The organism is Chryseobacterium sp. AC405b, from assembly GCF_979258685.1.
This window is the reverse complement of record NZ_OZ409877.1, coordinates 3409737-3435407: the sequence shown is the minus strand read 5'-3', so window position 1 is coordinate 3435407 and position 25671 is coordinate 3409737. Positions and strand designations below refer to the sequence as shown.

Annotated in this window: 22 protein-coding genes and 1 pseudogene; 16 read left to right on the top strand and 7 right to left on the bottom strand. The window is 34.0% G+C overall.

The annotated features are described in order from the left end of the window. Positions 1-18 precede the first annotated feature (18 nt). Together ACZZZA_RS16275 and ACZZZA_RS16270 are read left to right on the top strand one after the other, a co-directional pair. Positions 19-1707, top strand: a complete 1689-nt coding sequence (locus ACZZZA_RS16275) for a helix-turn-helix domain-containing protein (protein WP_463433552.1) — start codon at positions 19-21, stop codon at positions 1705-1707. A gap of 477 nt (positions 1708-2184) precedes the next feature. Next, complete coding sequence (locus ACZZZA_RS16270; RefSeq protein ID WP_463433551.1) at positions 2185-3705, top strand: nitrilase-related carbon-nitrogen hydrolase; 1521 nt, start codon at positions 2185-2187, stop codon at positions 3703-3705. A 55-nt stretch (positions 3706-3760) separates the two neighbouring features. On the opposite strand, the gene ACZZZA_RS16265 is transcribed toward ACZZZA_RS16270, so the two are convergent. Continuing rightward, entirely contained in the window at positions 3761-3985 is a 225-nt protein-coding gene (locus ACZZZA_RS16265) for a glutathione synthase (RefSeq protein WP_463433549.1), read from the bottom strand. Between the two features lie 262 nt (positions 3986-4247). Between ACZZZA_RS16265 and ACZZZA_RS16260 the strand changes: the two genes are divergently transcribed. The 4 genes from ACZZZA_RS16260 to ACZZZA_RS16245 all read left to right on the top strand — a co-directional run bounded on the left by ACZZZA_RS16260 (position 4248) and on the right by ACZZZA_RS16245 (position 7496). Continuing rightward, positions 4248-4700: a ferritin-like domain-containing protein gene (locus ACZZZA_RS16260; RefSeq protein ID WP_463433547.1), complete on the top strand. Its 453-nt coding sequence runs from the start codon at positions 4248-4250 to the stop codon at positions 4698-4700. Between the two features lie 368 nt (positions 4701-5068). Beyond that, entirely contained in the window at positions 5069-5686 is a 618-nt protein-coding gene (locus ACZZZA_RS16255; protein ID WP_463433545.1) for a hypothetical protein, read from the top strand. Positions 5687-5779: 93 nt separating this feature from the next. After that, positions 5780-6946 (top strand): zinc-dependent alcohol dehydrogenase, encoded by a 1167-nt coding sequence (locus ACZZZA_RS16250; RefSeq protein WP_463433543.1) that lies wholly within the window; start codon positions 5780-5782, stop codon positions 6944-6946. A gap of 46 nt (positions 6947-6992) precedes the next feature. Continuing rightward, positions 6993-7496: a CinA family protein gene (locus ACZZZA_RS16245; protein ID WP_463433541.1), complete on the top strand. Its 504-nt coding sequence runs from the start codon at positions 6993-6995 to the stop codon at positions 7494-7496. A gap of 143 nt (positions 7497-7639) precedes the next feature. Here the strand turns inward: ACZZZA_RS16245 and ACZZZA_RS16240 are convergent, their stop codons facing one another. Further along, a complete protein-coding gene (locus ACZZZA_RS16240; protein ID WP_463433539.1) occupies positions 7640-8182 on the bottom strand; it encodes a YciE/YciF ferroxidase family protein in 543 nt (180 codons plus the stop codon). A 143-nt stretch (positions 8183-8325) separates the two neighbouring features. Here ACZZZA_RS16240 and ACZZZA_RS16235 point away from each other — a divergent pair, with 143 nt between their 5' ends. The 8 genes and pseudogenes from ACZZZA_RS16235 to ACZZZA_RS16200 all read left to right on the top strand — a co-directional run bounded on the left by ACZZZA_RS16235 (position 8326) and on the right by ACZZZA_RS16200 (position 15013). Beyond that, a complete protein-coding gene (locus ACZZZA_RS16235; protein WP_463433537.1) occupies positions 8326-8649 on the top strand; it encodes a hypothetical protein in 324 nt (107 codons plus the stop codon). 73 nt (positions 8650-8722) lie between these two features. Next, positions 8723-8980, top strand: coding sequence for a SemiSWEET transporter (locus ACZZZA_RS16230; protein ID WP_463433535.1), 258 nt, complete (start codon positions 8723-8725; stop codon positions 8978-8980). Between the two features lie 289 nt (positions 8981-9269). Then, complete coding sequence (locus tag ACZZZA_RS16225) at positions 9270-10781, top strand: acyl-CoA dehydrogenase family protein (protein WP_463433533.1); 1512 nt, start codon at positions 9270-9272, stop codon at positions 10779-10781. A gap of 180 nt (positions 10782-10961) precedes the next feature. Next, positions 10962-11521: pseudogene (locus ACZZZA_RS16220) on the top strand (helix-turn-helix domain-containing protein). A 313-nt stretch (positions 11522-11834) separates the two neighbouring features. Next, positions 11835-12479, top strand: coding sequence for a DEAD/DEAH box helicase (locus ACZZZA_RS16215; RefSeq protein ID WP_463433531.1), 645 nt, complete (start codon positions 11835-11837; stop codon positions 12477-12479). 64 nt (positions 12480-12543) lie between these two features. After that, entirely contained in the window at positions 12544-12738 is a 195-nt protein-coding gene (locus ACZZZA_RS16210; RefSeq protein WP_314497930.1) for a cold-shock protein, read from the top strand. A gap of 327 nt (positions 12739-13065) precedes the next feature. Beyond that, positions 13066-14619 carry a PAS domain-containing sensor histidine kinase gene (locus tag ACZZZA_RS16205; protein ID WP_463433529.1) on the top strand — a complete coding sequence of 518 codons (1554 nt, stop codon included), beginning with the start codon at positions 13066-13068 and terminating at the stop codon, positions 14617-14619. Further along, entirely contained in the window at positions 14609-15013 is a 405-nt protein-coding gene (locus tag ACZZZA_RS16200) for a response regulator (RefSeq protein ID WP_463433527.1), read from the top strand. The genes ACZZZA_RS16205 and ACZZZA_RS16200 overlap by 11 nt, the downstream gene beginning before the upstream one ends. A 72-nt stretch (positions 15014-15085) precedes the next feature. Here the strand turns inward: ACZZZA_RS16200 and ACZZZA_RS16195 are convergent, their stop codons facing one another. The 5 genes from ACZZZA_RS16195 to ACZZZA_RS16175 form a co-directional block, all read right to left on the bottom strand. Further along, positions 15086-17347 carry a glycoside hydrolase family 3 C-terminal domain-containing protein gene (locus ACZZZA_RS16195; RefSeq protein ID WP_463433525.1) on the bottom strand — a complete coding sequence of 754 codons (2262 nt, stop codon included), beginning with the start codon at positions 17345-17347 and terminating at the stop codon, positions 15086-15088. A 115-nt stretch (positions 17348-17462) separates the two neighbouring features. Then, the gene (metQ, locus tag ACZZZA_RS16190) at positions 17463-18269 is read right to left on the bottom strand and encodes a methionine ABC transporter substrate-binding lipoprotein MetQ (protein ID WP_463433523.1); all 807 of its coding nucleotides are present in this window, start codon (positions 18267-18269) and stop codon (positions 17463-17465) included. 35 nt (positions 18270-18304) lie between these two features. Further along, on the bottom strand, positions 18305-18961 hold the full coding sequence (gene metI, locus ACZZZA_RS16185; protein ID WP_463433521.1) for a methionine ABC transporter permease MetI: 657 nt from the start codon (positions 18959-18961) through the stop codon (positions 18305-18307). Continuing rightward, positions 18954-19982 (bottom strand): methionine ABC transporter ATP-binding protein, encoded by a 1029-nt coding sequence (locus ACZZZA_RS16180; protein WP_463433519.1) that lies wholly within the window; start codon positions 19980-19982, stop codon positions 18954-18956. Before ACZZZA_RS16180 ends, metI begins: the two co-directional genes overlap by 8 nt. Before the next feature lie 10 nt (positions 19983-19992). After that, positions 19993-20991 carry an EamA family transporter gene (locus tag ACZZZA_RS16175; RefSeq protein ID WP_463433517.1) on the bottom strand — a complete coding sequence of 333 codons (999 nt, stop codon included), beginning with the start codon at positions 20989-20991 and terminating at the stop codon, positions 19993-19995. Between the two features lie 576 nt (positions 20992-21567). On the opposite strand from ACZZZA_RS16175, the gene ACZZZA_RS16170 reads away from it, so the two are divergent. Beyond that, a complete protein-coding gene (locus ACZZZA_RS16170; protein WP_463433515.1) occupies positions 21568-23274 on the top strand; it encodes a T9SS type A sorting domain-containing protein in 1707 nt (568 codons plus the stop codon). A gap of 248 nt (positions 23275-23522) precedes the next feature. Further along, a complete protein-coding gene (locus ACZZZA_RS16165; RefSeq protein WP_463433513.1) occupies positions 23523-25646 on the top strand; it encodes a type IA DNA topoisomerase in 2124 nt (707 codons plus the stop codon). Positions 25647-25671 lie beyond the last annotated feature (25 nt).

Here is a 25671-nt window from a genome sequence, read left to right as displayed (position 1 = left end):
TTCACAGATAAATATTCAATGGTAAAAAGAATACTTTCAGTATGGTTCTGCTTGATGGTGTCATTTTTATTTGCGCAGGATATTTATTCTGGGTTCAGAAAAAAATATTGGGGATATGAAGAAAATGATGAAAAGGCATTTATTTATTTAGATCAATATATCAAAAAAGCAAAATCAGAGAATAATTATTCAGAACTTTTTCAGGCATATAAGGATGCAATTTTATTTTCTAAAGATCATAAAATACAATACGCAGACAGTGCTGTAGCTTCAGCAAAAACGTCTGGTAATAATGATCTCATAGGGGATGCTTATTTAAGTAAAGGTGCTATTTATTATTTCAATTATAGAAAATTTCAGCTTGCTCTTAATGAATATCTTACTGCTTATGAATATCTGAAAGATTCTAAAAATGAATTTTTAAAGTATCAGAATCTTTATCATATAGGGGTAATCAAGAGTTATCTGGGTTATTATGATGAAGCATTGGAGATTTTTAAGGAATGTATTGCTTATTTTGAAATTAATGCGAATGGTGATTTTCATGAAAATGTAATCTATAATAATAAAAAAGGGTATCTTAACTCTCTTCATCAAGCAATTATATGTTATCAGGCTTTAGGAAAGAGTGATGAAGTACAAAAATTATTAAATCTCGCAGAAGCAGCAACTCCTAAAAGTAAAGATTTCAGCTTAGAAGACAGTTATTTTAAGAAAAGTAAAGGTGTTTTAGATTTTTCCAGGAAAAAATATACAGAAGCTATTAATAATTTTGAATTATCACTCCCGGGTCTTCTTAAGGTAAACGATTTTACTTGGGCTTCATATGTATATTTTTATAAAGGTAAAAGTTATACCAATGTTGGAAAGCGGGAACTGGGTGTAGAAAATTACAAAAAAGTAGACTCTATTTTTAATAAACATCAGTTTATATTACCAGAGTTGAGAAGTAATTATGAAGAACTCATCAATTACTACAAGAAACAGAATAGTCCTGAAAATGAGCTATATTATACCAATCAGCTTTTAAAGGTTGATAGTGTAATTGCATCCGATTTCAAATATCTTTCCACTCGTATCTACAAAGATTATGACACAAAGCAGCTTTTAGAGGTTAAAGAAAATTTAGAAAAAACCAATTCTTATGGTTTTGTCTTATTGCTGATTTGCGCAATCATTATCATTTTGCTAGGCTGCATAATGTTTTACAGAAACAGAATGCAGAAACAGATTCAGGAAAAATATAATGAACTTTTGCTTAAAATCGAAAATGAAAAGTCTTCTGAACCGGTAGTAGAAACGCTAACATTTGATGTTAGTAAAAATGTCAAACTAGATCAGAATATTGTTGAAAAACTACTCAAGGATATCAGCGATTTTGAAGCTAATGAAGGTTTTCTTGAAAGAGGTCTTACCCTCAAAAAGCTGGCAGAATATTTCAAAACCAATACATCATATCTTTCTCAGGTTATCAATGAATATAAAGGAAGTAATTTCAGTGTATATATTAATGTATTGAGAATTAATTATGCCACTCAAAAAATTTATCATGATAAAGAGTGGCGAAAATATTCTATTGAGCATGTGGCTTCTGCATCAGGTTTTAGTAACAGACAGAGTTTTTCAAATATATTCCTCGAAATTAACGGAATACGTCCTGTGGATTTTATTAAAAAAAGAATCAAGGAAGTAGAGAATGATATCTAATCAATCATCATAATTTCAAATCTCTTAAATGTATAAAAAGTAGATGCCAGGATTGTAAAATCCTGGCATACTACTAATAGAAACTAAGTGATGAAACAATATATTTTATTGTGATGATGGTGAATGTTAATTTTGATAAACAAATTTTAATATGTCGCTCAATTATTATAGTGCTAAAGTATAACCTTCTAAAGTGTTTTGCAAGATGATGTAGGGCGCATTTATAAATATTTACGTATTAATTTATAAATTCAGACAAGCTAACAAGGTTGTAAATATTTATTTTTCAACAATTTACAGTAATAATCAACTAATGTTGAAAGATTTATAATTCTATTACTAAAGTTGATTCTGTTTTTTTAGAAGCAGCTGAAACTTACTTTTTAAATGTAAAATTTTAATATTTTCTTTATCTATATTCAAAGTCTTCTGTAATCCGTTGTAGTAAATTTCCTTAACTTTAATCAAAATAATTATATGCAGATAGATACAAGAACACTTAATATTGATGATTACGAAGAATTAGTTTCGGCTATGCGACGTGCATACCCAAAAATGTCTGAATATGTCTGGTCTAAAAAAAGTATAGCAAAACTTACGAAAATCTTTGAGGCAGGTCAGATCTGTATTACAGTTGATGGTAAAATTGCGGCAGTTGCTCTTTCGATAGTTGTTAATTATGAAGAGTTCGATGATGAACATACATATAGTGACATTACAGGAAATTACACATTCAATACCCATTCATCAACCGGGAATGTTCTGTATGGAATAGAAATTTTTGTTGATCCGGTATACCGTGAATTGAGATTGGGAAGAAGGCTTTATGATGCTCGTAAAGAATTGTGTGAACAATTGAATTTAAAATCAATTATCTTAGGTGGTAGAATTCCGGATTATCATAAATACAGCCATGAGATTTCTCCTAGAGAATACATCAGAAGAGTACGAGATAAGGAAATCTATGATCCTGTACTTTCTTTTCAGCTGTCAAACAATTTTTTACCTATAAGAGTTCTGAAAAAATATCTACCGGAAGATGAAGCTTCAAGGGAAAATGCTGTTCTGCTACAGTGGAATAACATTTATTACAGCAAAAAACCCAATACCATGCAGGATAGTACCATTCGTTTAGGTTTGGTACAATGGCAGATGAGACATTTCAAAGACATCAACGCATTTTATGAGCAGGTGGAGTTTTTTGTAAATGTAATGGGTGACTACAAATCAGATTTTGTACTGTTCCCGGAATTGTTTAATACACCTTTGCTTGCCCCGTTCAATAATCTTTCTGAACGTGACAGTATGATTGAGCTTGCAAAAATTACAGATCAGATTAAATCTAAAATATCTGAATTGGCAATCAGTTACAATGTAAATATCATTTCAGGAAGTATGCCTGTTTTTGAAAACCATGATTTATATAATGTAAGCTATTTGTTGCATCGGGACGGTCGTATTGACGAGTACAGAAAAATTCATATTACACCAAATGAAAGAAAGTATTATGGAATGAAAGGTGGAAATGAGATCAAAGTTTTTGATACAGATTGCGGTAAAATTGGTTTAGTGATTTGCTACGACGTAGAATTTCCGGAATTACCGAGACTCTTGGCAGATCAGGGAATGAAAATTCTTTTTGTGCCATATCTTACAGATACTCAAAACGCATATATGAGAGTACGACACTGCGCCGCAGCAAGAGCCATAGAAAATGAATGTTACGTAGCAATTGCGGGTTGTGTAGGAAATTTACCGGGTGTGAATAATATGGATATTCAGTTTGGTCAGGCTGCTGTATTTACGCCTTCAGATTTTGCCTTTCCATCGAATGCAGTAAAAGGAGAGGCAACACCAAATACAGAAATGACACTTATTGTAGATGTAGATTTAAATTTATTAAAAGATCTTCATTACCACGGCTCTGTACAGATTCTTAATGACAGGCGAAAAGATTTGTACGAAACTTATTTAAAAGAAAAATCTCCGATAATTTAAGTATAATCATTCTATAAATAATCCCCTTTTCTTAAGTTGAAATGGGGATATTTATTTATTCAAAAATGAGTCTTCCGTCAAACGGTTCTGTCACAACGATGAAAATACTTTCTTTAAATCTTTTGATCGGAATTTGAATCACTTCATAACTGCCTTCATCATTTTTCTTTTCGACAATAAGATTACTTCCTTCACCGATCTCCGATTTATTGTATTCCAATTGATAGCCATTATCATCTGTTGGGACGAAATTTTGTTTTTCAAAATTGATCTCTGCCATTATTATATATTTAGTTTACGACTAAGTTAATATTAAAATTCATAATTTATATAATTTAAAAAAATAAATTATTTATTAAAAATTTTGCAAAATACTTTTGGTTTTACATAAGAAATTATTATAAATATCTTCTTTTGTCTGTTAATAAGGTAATTAAGTATCTGGTTTTTATGTTTTAATAATATAATCATTAACGAAATAAATTTAAATTAAGGCATAGATATTGTAAATATAATCGTACACCAATCAAACATATAATATTATGAGTACAGAAAAAACAGTATCGGTTCTAAACGATTTACTACAAATTACCAATGACAGAATTGAAGGATTTTCGAAAGTAGAAGATAAAGTTTGGGATTCCTATTCCTCACTAAAATCTGATTATGACCAAATGGTTGAAAATTCTCAGAAAATGAAATCAGACCTTGTGCAACTTATCACAGAACGTGGCGGAGAAGCAGAAAATACAACGACCGCAGCCGGAGCCATCCACAGAACATGGATTGATATTAAAAATTCCTTCTCTGGAAATAAAGATGAAACAACTTTAGAAAATGTAGTTTTTGGAGAACAAGCAGCAATTAAGGCTTATGAAGATGCTTTGGATAGCGGAGATTTGTGTACTAAAAGTTCACAAGTCATTCAGGATCAGCTTCATCATTTAAGAGCTTCTTATAATAAGTTTGAAAACTTAGAGCGAAGAACTTCTTAGAAATATTTATTAAAAGCTGTGCTATTATAATAGCGCAGCTTTTATATTACTTAGAATTCATGTGATTCAAGTCATAAAATAAGATTCATATTAATTTATATATTTGATAACACCAAATACCAAAATATGATCTCAAAATCTTCCCGTTGCTGATTTAGTATAACTACATAGTAACCACTTTAAGATAACTTTCAAAGTTTATTAATGAATTTTAGAATAATGTAAAATTCTTTCAAATTGTCTTTAACAATTTTTGATTTTTCTAACGGCTTTTAGAAAATTAAGATACGTTATATTAAGGGTTATCTTAATAAAATAGAACACTTACAAGACTGAATTTTACCCATTACGCATCCAATTTTTAATGTATGAATTATAAAATAGATATACAGCATTTGCTGCCTATTAATACTGTAGGCTCTGAAAATGATGCAGCATCATTTGTAATCTGCAACTCCGAAATGGAAGCATTTGATCAATTCCGGAAGTTATCAGGAAAACTTTTAGAAATTAATAACTGGAAAGTAAGCGCAAAGAAAAATCCGACTGAGTTTTACCTGTATCGGAGAGAAAACGAAAAATCAGCAGTTGCAAAATTGAATGATTTTGTAAAAATAAAAATGCCTGCTCCGGAAAACAAACTGGGAAACGGGTATGACTGGGTGGTAATCAATAAGATTGATCCCATCGAACAAACAGAGCTAAAAGTTCTTCTCTTGCAGATGAAACCACATTCATCTCCTGAAAGTGCAAAAGGGAGTATTGCTCACTTTTATAAAGAAGATGCGACCAACACATTTATTCTTGCTAAAAAAGATAAAACGATACAGTTCAGTATTCATGGAAGAAATGAAATTCCAAACACCAAAAAAGTTGGTCTGTTGAATGCTCTGAGAAATTTTTTCGTTGCAAGCGGAGGAATTTTTGGAGGTAGCAAAATACAGTGGGAAGACTTTACAAAAGAATTTATAAGCAATCAAACATAAAAATTATCTCAACTTTAATAAGATAGATAAAAACATTTTACCAAGCTTAATAAATTAAATAAATTTTTTATACACCAAAACCAAATTATATTTATGAAGGCAGCAGTTTTTCACGCACCCGGCAAGATTACTTGCGACACTATAGATGATCCCAAAATTGAAGATCAGAATGATATTATTTTGAAAGTTACTTCAACAGCAATTTGTGGAAGTGATCTTCATATGTATTCCGGCGGAATTCCTCAGGCTCGTCCCATGGTTATGGGGCATGAGTTTATGGGGATTATCGAAGATGTAGGTAAAAATATCACCCATTTAAAGGTAGGAGACAGGGTAGTTGTACCTTTCCCGATTGCTTGTGGAGGATGCTATTTCTGTAATCATGATCTTCCCGGAGGCTGTGAAAATTCAAACCCGGATCATTACGGCCCTGAAGGTGGTATTTTAACAGAAAAAGGAGGCGGAATGTTCGGATACACTGATCTTTACGGCGGTTACAACGGCGGACAGGCTCAATATGTACGTGTTCCTTACGCAAATTTCGGTTCCAGAAAAGTTTCTGATAGTCTTACAGATGATCAGGCATTATTTTTAACAGATATTTTTCCTACAGGATACACCGGAGTAATGTGGGCAGATTTGAAAGGCGGTGAAACAGTGGCTATTTTTGGTGCAGGACCCGTTGGTTCTATGGCTGCTAAAAGTGCGATTCTTCACAATGCAAAAAAAGTAATCGTAATTGATACACTTCAATACAGATTAGATCAAATCAAAAGACTGACAGGTTGTGAAACCATTTTATGGAAAGATGCAGATCAGACTGTAGAACAGATTAGAGACATGACCGATGGCAGAGGTGCGGATGTTTGTATTGATGCAGTAGGTTTTGAGCCGGATAGAAATTTAATTGATAAAGCAAAAGCGGTCGTTAATTTTGAGAAAGGTTCGATCAAAGTTTTAGATGCATGCATGAGTGGAGTCAGACGTGGCGGCTTTGTTTCTATTTTGGGAGTTTATCCAATGAATTATGATAATTTCAGAGTCGGGCAAATGTTTGATAAAGGAATTACCTTAAAAGCAGGCCAGTCACCGGTACACGCAATCATTGATAAATTAATGAAATATGTAGAAACCGGACAGGTAAAACTTGATGATATTATTACACACCGACTTTCACTGGACGAAGTTGCAAAAGGCTACGAGATTTTCGATAAAAAAGAAGATGGTTGTGTAAAGGTTGTATTAGATCCCTGGAAATAATACTTTTTGTAAAGCTAAAATTTAAATCAAGAAAAATTTTACTATTATGGAATTTCAAAAAAAAATACTGGAATATATCAGCGAATGTCTGATCACCAACAACGAAACCATTTCCATCGCTGAAAGCGTAACTTCCGGAATGCTTCAGCTTGCTTTTTCGCAGATGCCAAATGCCTCAATGTTTTATAAAGGAGGTATAACCGCTTATACACTACCAGAGAAAGTCAGGTTGCTGAATGTAGATAAAAAAGAGGCAGAAAACTGCGACTGCGTTTCTGAGAATATTGCAGAAACGATGGCTCTAAATGTCGCCAAACTCTTTGAAAGCGACTGGTCGATTGCCACTACAGGATATTGTACTCCTGTTAGAAACTCTACCTACAGCGTATTTGCACATTATTCGATTGCTTATAAAGGTGAAATTATTTTATCCAAAAAGCTCGAGCTTCATCCAAAAACTCAGGCATTAAATGCACAGTTATATTATGCAGAATTTATATTGGGCTGTTTTAAAAGTGAATTGAATAATCTTCTGATACTCAATAATTAAAAACTGAAAGTATAATATGATCAACTTTATCTTAAAAAAAATTCCTCAATGAAAATTGAGGAATTTTTTATCTTAAAATTTTGAAATAAAATTATTTCGCTTTGCTGTTCAATGCAGTATCTGCGATTGTTGTCAAAAGCTTATCACAATTTTTCTCTTTCTTTTAGAGTTGCCAAAAAGTTACTTAAACATTTTTTTTCATTTAAAACTTTAGCGTATGCTGCTAAGCTTCCGTACGTTGCGATTTCATAATGTTCCACCTTTTGAGAAGCTGCAATAATTCCTACATCGCGAATTGCACCTTCTTTAGTTTCTTCCATAATACCTTTGCCCTCATCTAAAAGCCCTTGCATGGCATCACATTTTTTAGCTTCAGGTTTTAGTCCTAAAGATTTGAAACATTCTTCCAATCTTGTAATGTGAACTTCAGTTTCCGCCAAATGTGAAGAAATAGCTCTTTTTAGATCTGGATGTGAAGCATTTTTTTCCATTTTAGGAAGTGCTTTTGTCAAAGCTTTTTCAGCCCAGTAAATATCTTTCAGGGCATCTTCAAAAAAGTCTCTCAAATCTGAAGCGGCATCGTTTTTAGCAGGAACTTTAGCTGCTGATTTTGAGGTTGTTTTTTTAGCTGCAGTAGTTTTTGCAGGAGCTGCTGTTTTTTTAGATGTTGCAGTTTTAGTTGCCATAATGAATTATTTTTAGTGATTTACGTTGGCGGTTAATATCCAATTATAAGACCAAAGTTGCTCAAATTGTTATTAATAAAGAAAACTTTTTAATCTCGTTGCAATGGCAGGTGTTTTGTTTATTTAATAATAAATCAACCATTATGAATAATAAAGTAAAAATAGCCTTAGCATTGATAGCAGGAGGAACTGCGCTACTTCTCAATCAAAGAAGAAAGAAATTAAGCCAAAGACCAAAAATCTATACTGCACCGGATGGAAACACGTATAAAGAAAACCAGATTTATCGTAATTCTGAAGGCAAAGCATACAGAAACGGAAAAGTCGTTCATTTTGATCATTTAGAATTTGAAGATGTACATCCTACAAATTCTTTGAACTCTTTAAATAACGATAAGTTTTCAAAAAACTATCAGGCAAAACCTCAAAATGTTGATTATCATCAGAGAGGAATAAGACATCACTAGAAAGTAGCAATATTAATAAGCGGTTGTGATTAAGATCATAACCGTTTATTAATTCATTACTTATATTTAAATTATGGATGTAAATATTTTGGGTATAATAGCAGGTTTTCTTACCTCTGTTTCTATGATTCCTCAGGTAATCAAGGTGATAAAAGAAAAAAATGTAGAAGATCTTTCATTGGTAATGATTTTAGTTTTAATCTCCGGACTTTCACTTTGGGTTTGGTACGGTATTATTCAAAACGAATTGCCCATTATTCTTTCAAACGCCTTTGCTGTGCTTGTCAATCTAACTTTACTGACTTGTTATTTTTTATACAGAAAAAAATAATATAAAGATCAATCGAACTTATTCCACCAAATATAGAATTGTTATGTTAAATTCGTTTCTATTTCATTATAACTGATAAATATCAGGTAATAGTTGAGATTTACGCAATAATCATAATGTTAAGTTAATAATACATCAATTTATTCGGTTGTAGTTTTACAGCTGATTGAAATTTTGTATCTTAGTCGCAAATAAGGTGGAGCATCTGATTTAAACAACAAATCGTGCCATTCGCTCCATGTAACAATCCCGCTGTATCAATGGCAGACAGCATATATTTTTATTTTTTATGACTGAATCTTCAAACAAGTTATCAGGACAATCTTATCCTGAATTTCTTGATCATTTCAAAACTTCACTTCACCATCTTTTTCAGAAAGAAAACATCGATAAGCTAAGTCTTTCAAGAGGTCTTCCGCCCAATGTGTGGAAAGAAATCATGAATCTTAAACCGCTTTCGGTTGCCGTACCGTCTGAATTTGGAGGTCGTGGATTGAAAGTAAAGGAATGTTTGGGGATTTTATCAGCCGCTTCTTATGAATCGCTTGCGTTATCATTAACTTTCGGAATCAATATTGCGTTGTTTTTGGAGCCTTTAGCTAAATATGGGAACGAATCTATTAAAGGAAATATATTTCAGCACTTTTTAGAGCATGGTGCAATGGGAGGTTTGATGATTACGGAACCGGATTTTGGAAGTGATGCATTAAATATGAAAACTCAGAATGAGTTGAAAGGAGATTTTTACGAAATAAAAGGGACAAAACACTGGCAGGGTTTAACAGGTTTAGCTAATTACTGGCTGATTACCTCAAGAAATGCAAACGCAGATGGAAATCTTTCAAGAGATGTAGATTTTTTCATCGCAGATACCCATCAGAGAGAGCAAAATATAGAGGTTTTAGAATATTATGATAATCCGGGGTTATACATGATTCCTTATGGGCTTAATAAAGTTGACATCAAAGTTCCGCAAGCCAATAAGCTGATTCCTGAATCTACAGGATTAAAAATGATGCTGGATATTCTTCACAGAAGCAGATTTCAATTCCCGGGAATGGGAATGGGCTTCCTGAAAAGAATGCTGGATGAAGCTTTGGATCACACAAGAAATAGAATTGTCGGAAATTCAAATTTGTATGCACTGGATCAGGTACAATATCAACTGACGAGATTAGAGTCTTTTTTTACATTGTGTTCGGCGATGTGTGCAAAAAGTTCTAAAATCAGCGGAATTGAAAATAACCTTTCATCAGACGGTGTTCATGCAAATTCTATGAAAGCATTGGTAACAGATATGATGCAGGAAGCCGCTCAGATTCTTGTACAGTTGAGTGGTGGAAAAGGATATCGATTGAGCCATATTGGCGGTAGAGGAATTATGGACAGCCGTCCATTTCAAATTTTTGAAGGTTCTAACGAAATGTTGTACACGCAGATTTCAGAAGGAATTTTAAAAGATATGAAAAAGAAGAAAATAGAAAATGTAGGTGAATATCTTCAACAGAATGTATTGAGTGAAAATGCCGCAAAATTATATACTCAAAACTTAGATGTTACAATCAATACAGCGATTTCTCAGAGAAAAATGATTGATCTGGGTAAAGTGGTTGCAAGAATCATTACGGTTAATGATTTGTTGGAATTAAGCAATGCAGGATTCAATCAAAAATTAGTTGATAATTCTGTGGAGATGACAAGACAGGAAATTGTTTCACTTCTTGCTTCGATGAACCACCATCAGGATTTGAAACCTTTGGATGACTATTCAGAAAACAGCAATTGGCTGTCTTTAGTTTAAGCTCAATATTTTAAAAATAATAGATCTCCACAAGCTTTGTTTGCGGAGATTTTTTTTGACAAAATTACCAATCTATAACTAAATGCTAAATATCAGACTAAATTTTGTAACTTACTTATTCGTCAAGGGTCATCATTTTATTGTAATATTGATTCAGATTGCCGGAAAAAACAAAACTGTATGAGAATTTACATTAAATATATGGTCAGTCTGCGATGTAAAATGATGGTGCAGGAAGTTACCGAACAGCTTGACTTCAAAAATGCTGTTGTCAATCTCGGAACAGTAGATTTCCCAGGTGAAATTTCTACGGAGCAACTGGAAATTTTCAGAAAAAAATTAGCGCATATCGGACTTGAATTATTAGATGATAAAAAAGTATTTTAATTGAAAAAATTAAAAATACAATAACAGAAATGATTCATAATGCTGAAGAACAACCAAAAGAAAATTATTCAGAATATTTAAGTAAAAAATTAGGGTACGACTACACTTATTTATCTAATGTGTTTTCTGAGGTGAACGGATATACCATACAGCATTTTATCATCATTAATAAAATAGAAAAAGTAAAAGAACTTTTGCTATATAACGAACTTAATCTCACCGAAATCGCTTATAAACTTAACTACAGCAGCGTTGCGCATCTTTCTTACCAGTTTAAAAAAATAACAGGTCTTTCACCATCTTTTTACAAAAATCTAAAACTCAAAAGGCAAAAAAACCTTGAGGATTTATAAGTAATGTGTGATTTATGTAAATCCAATATTTATTTATGTAAGCATTTATGTCAGATAATCCTTCATCTTTGTACTGTGAGATAAATACCAGAAAACTGCTCCGCAAATAATAATGTGGAAGAAGTATTTAAATTGCATCAGAGTTATTGATTGTAATAACTCAGTTATAAAGTAATATCCAGAAAATATTCTTCGAAAAGAAACTTCAGTTTCTATATTGAGTTCCCAAAATTATAATTCCCTAAATACCATTTAATTACGTTTCCGAAAGTTATTTTAACCCAGGAAAGCCGTCACCCGGCAAAAAAATACTATGAGTTTTAAGAATTTAAACTTAATCAATCCTATCGTTCGTGCCGCTACAGAAGCAGGATGTCCGAAGCCTACAGAATTGCAGACCAGAATTATTCCGCAAATCTTAAATGGTAAAGATGTTTTATGCTGTATTGCCCGCGGAACAGAAAGATTGACCTCTTTTACAATGCCCGTTTTGCAGGCACTCAAAAAGAACAATCCGGATCATAATGAGACGAGAGTTCTGGTGCTGACTCCCAATAAAGAGACTGCATTGGAGATTGAGGATAATTTTAAAATTTATACCAAATATCTGCCATTATCACAGCTTTCTGTACATGAAGGAATTTTAAACGGTACACAGCTTTCTTCTCTAAGAAGAAGATTAGATGTTTTGATTGCTACCCCGGAAAAGCTGATGCAACTTGATGATCAGAGACATATCAGTTTGTCAAAAATTGAAATCTTAATCATAGATGATATGGAGATATTATTGAAGAATAATATGAATGATCTTAAAAAGCTGATTAGTAAACTTCCGGTAAAAAGACAAAATATTATATTTTCGTCGGTTATCTCACCAGAAGTCACTACCTTCGCAGAGAAGATCATAGATGACGGGGTGGATATAAGAAAAACATCTGTTTATTCAGCGGTCTCTTAAAAAGAAATACAAGTCTAATCTGGAATTAGACACTTAATAATAAAACAATTTTAATACCAATACAATGCAACAAGGCACAGTTAAATTTTTTAACGAAACAAAAGGTTTCGGATTTATTTCTCCATCAGAAGGTGGACAAGACATTTTTGTACATTCTTCAGGATTAAACACTAAAATGATTCGTGAGAATGATAAAGTGGTTTTTGACGTAGAAAAAAGCGAAAAAGGATTAAATGCAGTTAATGTAAGACTAGCATAATCGATATATATCGTAAAAGAAAGCTGCTTCGCAAGAAGCAGCTTTTTTTTGTTTTATAATTTTCTAATTTGAGTTTTAGTTTTGTTCTGCAATTTTTAGAATCTTGTACTGTTTAAACTTAACTGCTGTATTAATCTTTTAAAATTCTTTTTACCGTTCAACTATTAATTATTCCATAAGTAAATCCTAACTCAAAAAAATATAATGAAGTTTTATGGTATGGGCATACTTTTTGGTTAACGATAATCAATACATTATGAAGCTTGTGAATCATGGATGTATGGTATGTGAAATGCAAAATATATTGTTATTAAAAACAACAAAAAATTGGAAAAATCAAATCACTCTTTATCCGACCCGAAAAGCAAATTAGGTAATCATCTTGATATCTATTTAAAAGCCCTTGATTCTGCAAATTCCGGTATTATCATTACCGACAATATGCAGCCTGATAATCCAATCATTTACTGCAATAAAGCTTTTGAAACTCTTACAGGTTATAAACATAATGAGATCATCGGACACAATTGCCGTTTTCTGCAATCGCAGGACAGAGCACAATCTGAAAGAGAGGCAATTAAAAAAAGTTTAATAAATGGCACAGAATGTCGGGTTGAAATCAGAAACTACAATAAAAAAGGTAGACTTTTCTGGAACGAATTATTTGTTTCTCCGGTTAAAAATGAGAAGGGTGAAGTTACTCATTTCATAGGTGTTCAGAATGATATTACAAACCGTAAAAAATCTGAACATGAGTTGAGAGAAGAAAAAGCTTCTGTTGAAAAAAGAATTCAGGAAAGAACGAAGCAATTGCAGGATAATGAGATTTTTCTTTCGAGTATTATACAAACCGTAAGAGAAAGTCTGTTGGTTTTAGATGCAGATTACAAAGTATTAAGTGCCAACAGCCATTTTTTAAATACCTTTAAAGTTACTTCGGAGGATACAGTAGGAACTCCTCTTTTTGAACTAGGAAATCATCAATGGGATATTGATCAGTTGAAAGAGCTTTTACTGAAAATTTTACCAACCAACAACCCGGTTATTGATTTTGAGGTTGAACATGATTTTCCGCACATCGGAAAGAAAATAATGCTTCTTAATGCTTATCGTATAGAGTTTGAGGGTCAATATAAAGACCGGATTTTGATTGCTATAGAAGATATTACAGAAAAAAAAGAAATTGACCGACGTAAAGATGATTTTCTTTCAATAGCCAGTCACGAATTAAAAACTCCGCTTACAACTATAAAAGGTCTTGTTCAGCTTCTTCAAAGGATGCCGCCTGAAGGAGCATCTACTAAATTTTTATCTACACTTGATAAAGTAGGAACTTATGTAGATCGGCTGAATAATTTGATTACAGAACTTTTAGATACTTCAAAAATACAATCAGGCAATATAGAATTGCATAATGAACCGTTTGATATTAATAAAACTATTCGGGATACGGTTGAGAATTTGGCTTTAGCAACTCCTGATTATAAAATTTCGCTTCATGATGAAACTGAAGTTCTGATTTTGGGTGACGAACTGCAGATTTCTCAGGTGATCAATAATTTAATTTCCAATGCTATTAAATATTCCCCCGGTTCAGATAAGGTGGAAGTGTATGTAAATAAAGTGGGAGACTTTGTAAAAGTTTCCGTCACTGACTATGGAATGGGAATCAGTCCGCAGGATAAAGTGAAAATATTTGAAAGATTTTTCAGAGCAAGAGATATTCAGAAAAAATTTCCGGGCTTAGGCATTGGATTATACATCTCACATGAGATCATAGCCAATCACAAAGGAACGCTTTGGGTGGAAAGTGAAATTGGCAAAGGATCTACCTTTAGCTTCACTTTACCAATAATGAAAGTTGATAACAATGGACAATAGAAAAATAATGGTCTGCGATGATGACCAAGGTATATTAGATGTTTTGCAAATGCTGCTGGAATCAGAAGGTTTTGATGTTTTTACCGAAATCAACAGCACCAATCTAATTAAAGAAATAAGAACACAGTCGCCAGATCTTCTTTTGTTAGATTTATGGATGCCTGTCCTTTCCGGAGATCAGGTCCTAAAAGCATTACGTGCTACAGAAGAATTTCAAAATCTTCCGGTGATTGTTCTTTCTGCAAGCGTTGACGGCAGTAATATTGCCGGAAATGCCGGAGCTACAGATTTTATCCCTAAACCATTTGACATGGATGATTTAATCGAAAAGATCAAAGAATTACTACCCCATACAGGAGGGGTGGGTTCAAAAATAGATTTCTCTATTAATTAATCAGCTCTTAGTATTTGGCGGTCATCTTTTATAAAATAAAAGCCTGAGTTATTTCTCAGGCTTTGTTATTATTTAGTTTAATTTAAATTTTACTTTTGTTTTAATTGCATCAGAAGAATTTCCGATCAATGCTTCAAAATCACCGGGCTCTGCGACCCATTCATGTTTATCAGCATCAAAGAAACTTAAAGCAGATTTATCGATGGTGATGTTTACTTCTTTTTCTTCTCCGGGATTTAAGAAAACTTTTTCAAACCCTTTCAACTCTTTTGCAGGACGCGGTACTGATGATTTTACATCATTAATGTATAACTGAACAACTTCTGCTCCGGCTTTTTTACCTGTATTTTTAACACTTACCGTAAATGTAATTTGGTCATTCTGACTAATCGTTGTTTTATCAGCTTTTGCTTTTCCAAACTCAAAAGAGGTGTAGCTTAAACCATGTCCGAAACTGAATAAAGGTTTGATTTTCTGAGTGTCATGCCAACGATAACCTACAAAAATTCCCTCGTTATAAGTGATATTGATCGGGTTTTTCTGATCTTTTCCTTTTCCTGCAGCCAATTCTTCCTTATTACCGGGATATTCTCCCAATTTATGAGCAGAATTATCTTCCAGTTTTATAGGGAATGTGAAAGGTAGTTTACCGGAAGGATTTGCATCTCCTGCCAAAATAGAGGCGATTGAGTTTCCTGCTTCAGAACCTAAATACCATGATTGAAGAACAGTTGGAACGTCTTTAATCCAGGGCATTGCAACGGCATTTCCGGAAACCAGCACAACTGCAAAGTTTTTATTGGCTTTTGCCAAAGCAGCAATCAGGTTATCTTGATTGTAAGGCAATCCGTAGCTTTTTCTGTCGTTTCCTTCACTGTCCTGAAAGTCACTTTTGTTTAATCCGCCCACAAAAATTACGTAATCAGATTTTTTTGCCAGTTCTACAGCTTCATTCAGTAATTCTTCTGCAGAACGAGTGTCTTTAAGATCCTGACCAGATTGCACACCGTTGTATTCTCCGCCAATGTCGCCTACATAACCTCTTGCAAACTGCACATCACTCTGTTTACCGAATCTTGCTTTAATTCCGTCTAAAGGTAAAGTTTCGTATTTTACTTTTAATGAAGAAGATCCTCCGCCGACAGTCATGATTTTGATGGCATTTTCACCAATTACGGCAATCTTCTTAGCTTTATTAATATCAATCGGGAGGATATTTCCCTGATTCTTCAGGAGAACAATTCCTTCTTCACCGATTTCTTTTGCTACAGCTTTGTGTTCTTCAGAAGCCACGTTCCCGAAAGGCTTCTTTGTATTCATGGTAGTTTTGTACGCTAAATTCAACAGTCGGGTAACCTTGTCATCCAATTCTTCTGTACCTACTTTCCCTGCTTTAATTAAATCTAAATAGGGTTTTGCTAAATAATAATTGTCATAGGCATTTTTTGTTCCTGCCGAAAGACCATTGGTCCAGCTTCCAAATTCAAGATCTAATCCGTTGTGAATGGCTTGTTCAGTATTATTTACCGCACCCCAATCTGAAACTACAACCCCTTTGTAACCCCATTCTTTTTTAAGAATATCATTCAACAGATATTGGTTTTGACTTGCATACTGCCCTTTGTACATATCATACGCACCCATAATCGTCCAGGAATCTCCTTCTGTAACAGCAGCTTTGAAAGGCGGCAGGTAAATTTCATACAAAGTTCTGTCATCAATATTGACGTTACTGGTATGACGAAACATTTCCTGATTATTGAGCGCATAATGTTTTACGCTTGTCGCAACTCCGTTAGACTGAACGCCTTTGATATAAGGAACTACCATCTTTGAGGTTAAATAAGGATCTTCACCCATATACTCAAAGTTTCTTCCGTTAAGAGGAGTTCTGTAAATGTTGACTCCCGGTCCCAGAAGAATATCTTTTTTTCTGTACCGTGCTTCTTCACCTAAAGCTTTACCGTAATTCCATGACATTTTTTTATTCCATGTTGCGGATAAAGCAGTTAACGCAGGATAAGCAATTACAGAATCATTCGTCCAGCCAGCCTGGTTCCACTCGTCCCACATTACTTCAGGGCGAACACCGTGAGGACCGTCTGTCGTCCAGAATTCAGGAATTCCCAATCTCGGAACTCCGGGCGAACTGAATTTTGACTGTGCGTGAAGCATTGCCACTTTTTCTTCCAGAGTCATCCTGGAAAGTGCGTCCTGAACACGAAGTTCTACGGGTTTTGATTCATCCAGATAAATGGGTAAAGCTGTATTTTGAGCCATAGAGTAAGCAGATATAAGTGAAAATAAACCCACAATGGCAGTTTTCTTTAACATAAAAACCTTTTTATTGATTGATAACAAAAATAGGCAAAATATTTATTATCTCAAATTGAGAAAATGATTTTAATGATAAATTACTTATTTTAACAATAATCCATTCCGTCACTCATCAAAATCCTTTCACTGCTCCGCCTTTGAAAATTTCTTCAGCTTTCTTTGCCACTTCTTCAGACTGATAAGCTTTTACAAAGTTTTTTACTTTCTCATCATTTTTATGATCTTCTCTTGAAACAATTACATTCATGTAAGGTGAATTTTTATCTTCTTTGAAAATTCCAAATTGATTGGCATCTAATCCGGCTTGTGCTGCAAAATTATTATTGATGATAGCAATCACAACTTCTTTGTCATCCAAAACTCTGGGCAATTGAGGAGCTTCAATTTCTAAAATTTTCAACTGTTTCGGGTTTTCGGTAATATCGGTTACTTTGGGCAGTAGCCCGATTCCTTCTTTTAGTTTTAGCAGACTATTTTTTTGAAGCAGGAGTAACGATCTTCCACCGTTTGTAGGGTCATTGGGAATAACAATCGTACTTCCATTTTGAAGTTGTGAAATATTTTTTATTTTTTTTGAATACGCTACGATTGGATAAACAAAAGTATTTCCTATAACCGCCAATTTATAGCCTCGCTGTTTTGACTGCTCTTCTAAATAAGGTACATGCTGAAAAGCATTGGCATCAATATCACCATTATTAAGCGCTTCGTTCGGAATAACATAGTCATTAAAAGAGACAAGCTCAACCTCAAGATTGTATTTTTCTTTGGCTACTTTTTTTGCAGTTTCTGCAATTTCCTGTTCGGGACCTGACGTGATTCCTACTTTAATGTAATTCGGATCTTCTTTTTTTGGAGAATTGCATGCATTTAATAAAAGTAAACCTGCTGCAATACCTAAAATTTTTATTTTTTTCATTGTAAAATTATTTTCTAACTATATACTATCTAAACTTATCTGTGATCATACCTCTTTGCCAGTCGATCTCCTGAAAACTGAATAATAAAGACCAAAGCCACGAGTAAACTTAGAACCAGATTCATAATCAAAGCATCATAACCGATGTATCCATATTGATATCCAATCTGTCCCAATCCACCGGCACCAACTGCGCCGCCCATGGCTGAATACCCTACTAAAGTGATGAGCGTAATACTCGCATTGTTAATCAGAGATGGAAGAGCTTCAGGCAATAAAACCTTTCTGATAATTTGAAAAGGACTCGCTCCCAAAGCTCGTGCAGTCTCAATCAAGCCTTGAGGAATCTCAATCAGACTGTTCTCAACTAATCTTGCGATAAACGGAGCTGCACCAATACTCAAAGGCACTAAAGCTGCATTCACACCAATTGAAGTTCCCACCAATAATCTTGTAAAAGGAATCATCCACACAATCAAAATGATAAAGGGTATCGACCTGAAAATATTGACTAGAACAGATAAAATTCTATTGTAAATACCATTTTCTAAAAGTTGACTTTTTTTCGTTAAAAACAGAAAAATTCCGACAGGTAAGCCCAGAACAAATCCGAAAAAACCTGAAGCAAAAGTCATAAAAATAGTTTCCCAAAGCCCTTTAGACAAAAGAGAAATTGTAGTTTCGCTAAGCATATCCTCTAAGTGTATTTTGAATTTTATTCTGATTAAAATAGTAGATTGCTTTCTGATTTTCATCTGATTTTCCTTTCAAATGGAGTAGCAGTGTACCGAAATTGGCACTTCCCAAATATTCTACATCGGCTTTCAGAAGCTGATAAGGAATTTTATATTCATCATATATTTTCGAAAGCAGCTTTTCAACGCTGATATCTTCATTAAGTTCAACTTCAATTAAAGGAAACAAGCCTTCCCGCGGCTCTTTCTGAAGTGTTTTGTTAAGTTCAAAAGGTATTGTCATGTTTCCTGAGTTTATAAATTGTTTGATAATTGGATGTTCTCTGTTTGAGACGATTTCCTGTAAAGTTCCTTTAACGACCAGTTTTCCTGTGTCGATGACGGAAACGTGATTGCAGATGGTTTTGATGACATCCATTTCGTGGGTAATCAATAAAATTGTGATTCCCAGGCGTTTATTAATGTCTTTTAAAAGTTCGAGAATAGATTTCGTGGTAGCCGGATCGAGCGCACTCGTTGCTTCATCGCAAAGCAGTAAGTAAGGATCATTGGCTAAAGCTCTGGCAATGGCAACCCTCTGTTTTTGTCCGCCCGAAAGACTTTTAGGATATTCATTCGCTTTGTCTTCAAGTCCTACAATTTTTAAAAGTTCATTAACTTTCTCTCGGATCTGATCTTTTTTAAGCTGATCTAGTTCCAAAGGAAGCGCTACATTTTCGAACACCGTCCTTGAAGAAAGCAGATTGAAATGCTGAAAAATCATCCCGATTTTTTTACGCTCTTTTGCCAGTTGTTTTGAGCTTAATTTTGTGAAATCTGTTCCGTTGATGATGATTTGTCCCTGATCTGGTCTTTCCAGAAGGTTAACCGTTCTTATCAAAGTACTTTTTCCTGCTCCGGAAAATCCGATGATTCCTACAATATCACCCTGTTCAATAGTAAGGCTCACATCATTCAAAGCTTTAAAAGACTGTTTCTTCTGATGAAATGTTTTTGAAATGTTTTTAATTTCTATCATTATTATTTGATTACATAGGTTGATAAGGTCTGTTGATTCTGTTAATCTGTCTCACAGTTTTTCTGATCTTTGCTTTTGACCGTTTAGAAAGTTTAAAATATTTGGTGACGTTCGTTAAAAGAACTCCAATCAGAATAATGAGTAAACCATACAGCTGATTTCCGTTAATTGTTTGATTCGCAATAATAAAACCTGCAATAACGGTAACGATCGGGTTGATATAAGTATGCGTACTCACGATGGCAGCAGGTTTTACCGATAAAAGCCAGATGTATGAGATGTATGCGATGATTGATCCGAAGAAAATTAAAAACAGTAAACCCAGCCAGGCCGAAACCGGAACTGCTGTGATGGAAAAATCCGTCCATTCATTTCTGAAAAGTGCAATCAGGAATGATGCAAGACCTGCCACAATAAGCTGTTGTGCAATATTCATAAAGGTTGAATGATCTGCCGGATTTTTCTTGGAATATAAGGATCCCAAAACCCAGGCTATCGAACTTAATGCGAGAACAATAAATGCAATAATTCTAAGAGAAGAATCCACATTTGCAGTGTGAGTATTTACGCTTCCGTTTAAAAATAAAATCAGACCGGCAAAACCCAGTAGCAATCCGATTGGGATAAATTTGTCTGAAAAATAATAGCTCCAGTTCTTTTTATCGATGGCGATGAACCAAAATGGTCCGGTTGCAATAGCGATGGCAGCTTCGGATGCAGTAACATATTGTTCGCCCCATGCGACAAGACCGGTTCCTCCAGTCAGAATCAGAATACCTGTGACTGCATTTTTCCACCAGTTTTTCAGTGAATTGGCTTTCTCACCTTTTGCTGTTAAATAGCCGATGAGTAAAATTCCGGCAGCAAAGAATCTGAATCCCGAAAGTATAAAGGGCGGAAATCCTTTCAGTCCGAACGAGATGGCGAGAAAAGTAATTCCCCAAATGATATAGATGTTGGCGAAGGCTACGGGAACCAGCCATTTGTTTTTAAAATCAGTTGTTTTCATATTGTTTTTTCACTTGTTTTTTTTTAAATAAAAAAGGCTTTACAACGTGGTAAAGCCTTTAAAATATATGTCATAATAAAAGTAAGGTCATCCACTAAAATTCATATATAAAGGCATACAGCAATACATCATCATGTGCATGATGTTGATCTTCTTCATAGAATTGTATCTGAATTTTGTTTTCATTTTCATTTCCAAACCTGATTACGGGTGCAAATATAAAACATATATTTTTATTAGTCTACTTTTTTAGTAGACTTTTTAAGGGTTTGTATTTAAGCTTTTGATTTTTAGGTATTTATTTTTTAAATTAAATATTATTTCTGTCTTTATTAAATTACTTTTAAAAAATGAAAATCCAGATCATCAGCGATTTGCATCAGGAATTTGGCTTTACCGATTTATCTTTTGATAATTGGGATATTGTTTTTAACAGGTGATGTAAACTTTGAAAGAAATACAGTGGGTTAAAATTGAAATTAGTGAATTATTTGTGGATGTCGAAGACGTAAGATTTCACTGAACAATTTTATAGATGATTTTCTTTATATTTACCAAAGCAACAAATATATATAAATGAAAAAAATAGCTTTATTAGTGTCAATAATTTCTCTTACTTTATTTAATGCACAGAATTATTACGGAACTGAAATTATTGGATTTCAAGCGACCAATAGGCCGCAAAATTTAACGAAAAGTGCTGATAAACTTCTACTTTCTGGTTTTATCGGATACAATATTACAGGAAGTTTTCCTATCACTTTCAAAGGTGGATATCAAGACGGAATCGTAATCTCTTTGTCTCCTACAACCGGAGCAATCCAATGGATAAAACAATTTGGTGGGGGCTCTGCTGAAAGTGTTGTGGATACAGCAATTGATGCTGCGGGCAATATCTATGTAACTGGTTTTTTTTCAGGTTCGGGTGCAATTAACGGGTTAGACGCAGATCCGGGACCTGGTGTTTATACATTATCGGTGCCTTCACCAGCAGAAAATAAGGATATTTTTATTGTAAAACTGAATCCGGCAGGTGATTTTCTTTGGGCAAAACAATTAAGTTCTCCTTCAGGTACTTCCAATGATGAGGTGTACTCTATAAAAATAGATTCTGCAGGTAACGTTATATTAGCAGGTGAATATAGGTATTTAGATTTTGATCCTAATTCAGGAACTGTAGAAATGACATCACAGAGTCCGTACAGTTTGAATGCTTTTATTCTAAAATTAACTGCGAATGGAGATTTTGTTTGGGTAAAAACTTTAGCGGGTTTAGATTCTCAAATAAATAGTATTGCTCTGGACGGCAGTGACAATATTTATGCTGTAGGACGTTACAGTGGAACTATTGACTTAAACCCAGATCCTACTGTCACAGATATAAAAACTTGTGCTGGTTCTCATAATGCTTTTGTTGCTAAATACACTCCTAATGGAAATTATGTCTGGGGTGCATCATATGGTGGTAGCTCGACCGATTCTTTGAATAAAATAATTTTAAAAGATAATAATATTTTTGTTGGTGGCTATTTCGGAGGAACAGTAGATTTAGATCCTTCAGCAGGTGTAAATAGTTTTACTTATGCAGGTGGCATACATGCATACATTTCCAAATTTACTACAGCCGGAAATTATATTACATCGATGGTAATACCAGGAACAGCCAGTAACGCAGACTATATCACTGATATTTTGGTAGATGAGAATAATAATATTTATGTTTCTGGTTCATTTAGAAATATAATAACATTAGGAGGTAATAATTATACAACTTATTCTAATGTAGAAGATGCGTTTTATCTAAAACTAGATTCTAATCTTACTTTTTCTAAAATCTATCTAATTCAAGGAAATAGCGCACAAATCAATTCATTAATACAAAATCTTACTTCAACTAAATTTTTGGCAGTAGGTAGTAGTTCACAGGTAACAGACTTTGATAGTACGTCAACTGTATCACCAGAAGTGACACCCCATTCTATAAGTTACATATATCTTACAAAGTTTGATTTCGAGAATACGGTATTAGGTACAAACGATTTTATTTTAGATAATTCTACTTTTTCAATTTATCCAAATCCTACAGAACTTAATATCAGCATCAAATCAACAAAAAAAATAAAGAATGCTACAATCTATAGCTTTGACGGAAAAAATGTGATGACAATTGGTGGAAGTGATATTAAAAATATCAATGTTTCTTTGTTACCAAAAGGTGTATACATCGTACAGACTGTTGATGAAAATGGTGATAAAAATCAATTAAAATTTATTAAAAAATAGTTTTTATTCAATACTTCATAAAATTAGAGGAAATCCGTCTAGCATATTTTGAGACGGATTTTTTTTGTGATATTATTTTTAGGTTTTGAAGAAATGAAGTTATAATATTGTTAATTTTAGTAAAATCATTCATGGTAAATACACAGGCAATGATAAAAATGTGTAAACAAAATCTTTTCTAAAATCCCATTCTATAATTCCAAAAAAATTCCCGATTTTTGCACCCCCTTTCAATAACCCGACTATTCATGAAACTTTGTATTGCCGAAAAACCAAGTGTTGCCAGAGATATTGCCAAAGTATTGGGTGCAACCATGCCTAAACAGGGCTATATGGAAGGGAACGGCTACTGTGTGACATGGACGTTCGGACATCTTTGTACCCTCAAAGAACCGCACGATTACGGTCCGCAATACAAATCCTGGAATCTGTTTTTGCTGCCGATTATTCCAAAAAATTTCGGAATCAAATTAATTCCAAATAAAGGGGTTGAAAATCAGTTTAAAGTGATTGAAAGACTGGTTGCAGAATGCGATGAAGTCATCAATTGCGGGGATGCCGGACAGGAGGGAGAACTCATTCAGCGTTGGGTTTTGCAGAAAGCAAAATGCGACAAACCGGTGCAGCGTTTGTGGATCTCATCTCTTACCGAAGAAGCAATAAAAGAAGGTTTTGAAAAATTAAAACCTGCCGAAGATTACAAAAATCTTTATTTGGCAGGAAATGCAAGAGCAATAGGAGACTGGTTGCTGGGAATTAATGCAACCCGACTTTTCACCAAAAAATTTGGAGGAAATAAAGCTGTACTTTCCATCGGAAGAGTACAGACTCCCACTTTAGCGATGCTCGTTCAGCGTCAGAAAGAAATTGATGCATTCTCAACTGAGGAATATTGGGAACTGAAAACAAAATACCGTGACGTCATTTTCAACGCAGCCATTGACCGTTTAAAAACGCTTGAACGTGCCGAAAAAGGTTTGGAATATTTAAAAGTTAATCCCTTTGAAATTCTTTCATTTGAAATTAAAGAAGGCAAGGAGAAAAATCCCCGATTGTTTGATCTGACCGGACTTCAGGTGGAAGCCAATAAAAAGTTCGGATATTCTGCAGACCATACCTTAAAATATATTCAGAACCTGTATGAGAAAAAGCACGTCACTTATCCGCGTGTTGATACCACCTATTTATCTGAAAGTCTGTACCCGAAAATCGGAGGAATTTTGCAAAGCATGGTTATTTATAAAGATTTGATTTCGCCTTTGCTGGAACAGCCAATTCCAAAGTCTAAAGCGGTTTTTGATGATGCAAAAGTGACTGATCACCATGCGATTATCCCGACTGAAATTCCGCCCACACAAAGTCTTGTCCGAGAAGAAAAGCTGATTTATGATTTGATAGCAAAGCGTTTTATCGCTGTTTTTTATCCGGAATGTAAAATTTCAAATACATTGGTAGAAGCTCAGGTAGGAACGATTCCGTTTAAAACAAGCGGAAGACAGATTCTCGAACCGGGTTGGAGAGTTGTTTATGCAAAAGATACCAAAGAAGAACCGACGGATAAAGAAAAAGATAAGGAAGAGGAACAGACGATTCCTGAATTTAAAGTTGGCGAAACCGGACCTCACGAACCTATGATTCATCAGGGAAAAACGACACCGCCAAAACCTTACACCGAAGCAACTTTACTTCGTGCCATGGAAACCGCAGGAAAACAGGTCGATGATGAAGAACTTCGTGAAATGCTGAAGAATAACGGAATCGGAAGACCTTCAACACGAGCGAATATTATCGAAACACTTTTCAAAAGAAAATATATTGAAAGAAAGAAGAAAAATCTGGTTGCTACACCAACCGGAATGCAGCTGATTGATACGATTGAAGATGAAGTACTGAAAAGTCCTGAATTAACAGGTGAATGGGAATTAAAGCTACGCAAAATTGAAAGTGGGGAATATGAAGCCAATCAGTTCAAAGAAGAACTTATAGAGATGGTTACAGAATTGACCAAAAAAGTTATTTCGGGTAAAGCAAAAGTTTTCACTCTTTACGAAGAATCGGAAATCATTGAAAAGAAAAAAAGAGAACCTGGCGTTAAAAAAGAATTGCAGACCTGGGAGGAAACTCAGTGTCCGAAGTGCAAAACACATCAATTAATCAAAGGAAAAACCGCAATTGGATGTTCGGATTACAAAAACTGCGGCTTCAAAATTCCGTTTGAAATATTTGGTAAAAAACTATCAGAAAAACAACTTTTAGATTTAGTTTTAAAAGGAAAAACTTCAAAGCTAAAGGGCTTTACTACACACCCGGAAAGTATTACTGAAGGAGTAATTTCTCTTTCACCCGAATTTATAATTGATCTGAATTCGTAATCAATTATTAATATACACTTGTCAT

What these genes read in the sequence shown, in the direction of transcription:
- ACZZZA_RS16250 (WP_463433543.1), top strand. Translation starts at nt 5,780, where the DNA reads ATGAAGGCAGCAGTTTTTCACGCACCCGGCAAGATTACTTGCGACACT.
- metI (WP_463433521.1), bottom strand. Translation starts at nt 18,961, where the DNA reads ATGCTTAGCGAAACTACAATTTCTCTTTTGTCTAAAGGGCTTTGGGAA.
- ACZZZA_RS16215 (WP_463433531.1), top strand. Translation starts at nt 11,835, where the DNA reads ATGAGTTTTAAGAATTTAAACTTAATCAATCCTATCGTTCGTGCCGCT.
- ACZZZA_RS16225 (WP_463433533.1), top strand. Translation starts at nt 9,270, where the DNA reads ATGACTGAATCTTCAAACAAGTTATCAGGACAATCTTATCCTGAATTT.
- ACZZZA_RS16180 (WP_463433519.1), bottom strand. Translation starts at nt 19,982, where the DNA reads ATGATAGAAATTAAAAACATTTCAAAAACATTTCATCAGAAGAAACAG.
- ACZZZA_RS16275 (WP_463433552.1), top strand. Translation starts at nt 19, where the DNA reads ATGGTAAAAAGAATACTTTCAGTATGGTTCTGCTTGATGGTGTCATTT.
- ACZZZA_RS16200 (WP_463433527.1), top strand. Translation starts at nt 14,609, where the DNA reads ATGGACAATAGAAAAATAATGGTCTGCGATGATGACCAAGGTATATTA.
- ACZZZA_RS16230 (WP_463433535.1), top strand. Translation starts at nt 8,723, where the DNA reads ATGGATGTAAATATTTTGGGTATAATAGCAGGTTTTCTTACCTCTGTT.
- ACZZZA_RS16170 (WP_463433515.1), top strand. Translation starts at nt 21,568, where the DNA reads ATGAAAAAAATAGCTTTATTAGTGTCAATAATTTCTCTTACTTTATTT.
- ACZZZA_RS16245 (WP_463433541.1), top strand. Translation starts at nt 6,993, where the DNA reads ATGGAATTTCAAAAAAAAATACTGGAATATATCAGCGAATGTCTGATC.
- ACZZZA_RS16195 (WP_463433525.1), bottom strand. Translation starts at nt 17,347, where the DNA reads ATGTTAAAGAAAACTGCCATTGTGGGTTTATTTTCACTTATATCTGCT.
- metQ (WP_463433523.1), bottom strand. Translation starts at nt 18,269, where the DNA reads ATGAAAAAAATAAAAATTTTAGGTATTGCAGCAGGTTTACTTTTATTA.
- ACZZZA_RS16210 (WP_314497930.1), top strand. Translation starts at nt 12,544, where the DNA reads ATGCAACAAGGCACAGTTAAATTTTTTAACGAAACAAAAGGTTTCGGA.
- ACZZZA_RS16260 (WP_463433547.1), top strand. Translation starts at nt 4,248, where the DNA reads ATGAGTACAGAAAAAACAGTATCGGTTCTAAACGATTTACTACAAATT.
- ACZZZA_RS16255 (WP_463433545.1), top strand. Translation starts at nt 5,069, where the DNA reads ATGAATTATAAAATAGATATACAGCATTTGCTGCCTATTAATACTGTA.
- ACZZZA_RS16265 (WP_463433549.1), bottom strand. Translation starts at nt 3,985, where the DNA reads ATGGCAGAGATCAATTTTGAAAAACAAAATTTCGTCCCAACAGATGAT.
- ACZZZA_RS16270 (WP_463433551.1), top strand. Translation starts at nt 2,185, where the DNA reads ATGCAGATAGATACAAGAACACTTAATATTGATGATTACGAAGAATTA.
- ACZZZA_RS16175 (WP_463433517.1), bottom strand. Translation starts at nt 20,991, where the DNA reads ATGAAAACAACTGATTTTAAAAACAAATGGCTGGTTCCCGTAGCCTTC.
- ACZZZA_RS16235 (WP_463433537.1), top strand. Translation starts at nt 8,326, where the DNA reads ATGAATAATAAAGTAAAAATAGCCTTAGCATTGATAGCAGGAGGAACT.
- ACZZZA_RS16240 (WP_463433539.1), bottom strand. Translation starts at nt 8,182, where the DNA reads ATGGCAACTAAAACTGCAACATCTAAAAAAACAGCAGCTCCTGCAAAA.
- ACZZZA_RS16165 (WP_463433513.1), top strand. Translation starts at nt 23,523, where the DNA reads ATGAAACTTTGTATTGCCGAAAAACCAAGTGTTGCCAGAGATATTGCC.